The following is a 1,803-nucleotide window of genomic DNA, read 5'->3' as shown; positions in this document are numbered from 1 at the left end:
TGCCACTCAAGCCTCTACCGCTCGTTAATGAATTTATTGTTGCCGACCCCGGGTCCGATCACAGCTCCTTGAGACCTGGATCAGCCGACAATGCTTGCGTTGCGCGAAATCATGCGACATGAGAAGCGCCGCGGTCGCTCCTGGCCGCGCCGATCTTCCATGGAGACGTCAAGCTCATGGCCTTTCTTGCCGACACCCTTTCGCGCGTGAAGCCTTCCGCCACCATCGCGGTCACGCAGAAAGCGCGCGAGCTGAAAAATGCCGGCCGTGACATTATCGGCCTCGGCGCCGGCGAACCGGATTTCGACACGCCCGACAACATCAAGAATGCGGCAATCGAGGCGATCCGCCGCGGCGAAACCAAGTATCCGCCGGTTTCGGGCATCGTGCCGCTGCGCGAGGCGATCGCAAAAAAGTTTAAGCGCGAGAACAATCTCGACTACAAGCCCGAGCAGACCATCGTCGGTACGGGCGGCAAGCAGATCCTGTTCAACGCCTTCATGGCGACGCTGAACCCCGGCGACGAGGTCATCATTCCTCGCCCCTACTGGGTCAGCTACCCCGAGATGGTGGCGATCTGCGGCGGCACCTCCTTGTTTGCCGACACCTCGATCGACAACGGCTTCAAACTGACCGCTTCCGTGCTGGAAAAGGCGATCACGCCGAAGACCAAATGGCTGCTGATGAACTCGCCGTCGAACCCGTCGGGTGCCGCCTATACCGAGGCCGAACTGCGCGCTCTGGCCGACGTGCTGTTGAAGCATCCGCATGTCTGGACGCTGACCGACGACATGTACGAGCACCTGACCTATGGCGATTTCGTCTTCAAGACCATCGCCGAGGTCGAGCCTAAGCTCTACGAGCGCACGCTGACCATGAACGGCGTGTCGAAAGCCTATGCAATGACCGGCTGGCGCATCGGTTATGCGGCGGGCCCGGTCCAACTGATCAAGGCGATGGACATGATCCAGGGTCAGCAGACATCGGGCGCCTGCACCATCGCGCAATGGGCATCCGTCGAGGCGCTGAATGGCCCGCAGGATTTCATCGCCAAAAACAAGGCGATCTTTCAAGGCCGTCGCGACCTCGTCGTCTCGATGCTCAACCAGGCGCGCGGCATCACCTGTCCGTCGCCGGAAGGGGCCTTCTATGTCTATCCCTCCTGCGCCCAGTTGATCGGCAAGAAGACCAAGGCCGGCAAGCCGATCGACACCGACGAAACCTTCTGCTCGGAATTGCTCGAAGCCGAGGGCGTCGCGGTGGTGTTCGGCTCGGCCTTCGGCCTCGGCCCCAACTTCCGCATCTCCTACGCCACCTCGGAGACGCTTCTGGAGGAAGCCTGCACGCGCATCCAGCGCTTTACGGCTTCGCTGACCTGAGCGGCGCACTTTGAACGCAGAACCCGGCTTCACTGCCGGGTTTTCAATGGGCCGTCAGCCTCACGCCTCGTGCTTGGTCTCTTTGGCCGAGCGCGCCTCGGCCGGCGCCAGCACGGCAACCAGCAGTGCGGCGGTGAGGAACGCGCCGATCGCCGCCGTCAGCATGGCGGCATGGAAGCCGCCAGCATAGGCGGCAGCATAGAGTTCATGCACGCCGCTTTCGCCCATCGCCGCATCGGTTGCGAAATCATGCCGCGAAATTGCAGCACGAGCGACCGCTTCCGCGTTGGCGACACCGGCATCGCCGAGATACCCGGTCAAAAGGTTGGTTGCCCGCATGCTCATCAAGGCGCCGAGCAAGGCGATGCCGATGGCAAGACCGCTCTGGCGGGTGGCATTGATGACCGCCGACACCATGCCCGAG

1 protein-coding gene and 1 pseudogene are annotated in these 1,803 nt (G+C 62.2%); one reads left to right on the top strand and one right to left on the bottom strand.

What is annotated here, in order from left to right; genetic code table 11:
- Window positions 1-176 precede the first annotated feature (176 nt).
- A complete protein-coding gene (locus tag ENZ74_RS30915; protein ID WP_063168806.1) occupies window positions 177-1,379 on the top strand; it encodes a pyridoxal phosphate-dependent aminotransferase in 1,203 nt (400 codons plus the stop codon).
- 60 nt (window positions 1,380-1,439) lie between these two features.
- On the opposite strand, the pseudogene ENZ74_RS30910 reads toward ENZ74_RS30915, so the two are convergent.
- A pseudogene (locus tag ENZ74_RS30910) lies at window positions 1,440-1,803 on the bottom strand (MFS transporter); the annotation flags it as partial.

It is taken from the genome of Mesorhizobium sp. M7A.F.Ca.CA.002.15.2.1, from assembly GCF_003998715.1.
GTDB lineage: Bacteria > Pseudomonadota > Alphaproteobacteria > Rhizobiales > Rhizobiaceae > Mesorhizobium > Mesorhizobium ciceri.
Note: the sequence above shows the minus strand (reverse complement) of the source record. Positions and strands in the feature narration are given on the sequence as shown.

Bases quoted from the DNA above. Each gene is read 5' to 3' on its own strand.
- ENZ74_RS30915 (WP_063168806.1), top strand. From the start codon at position 177: ATGGCCTTTCTTGCCGACACCCTTTCGCGCGTGAAGCCTTCCGCCACC.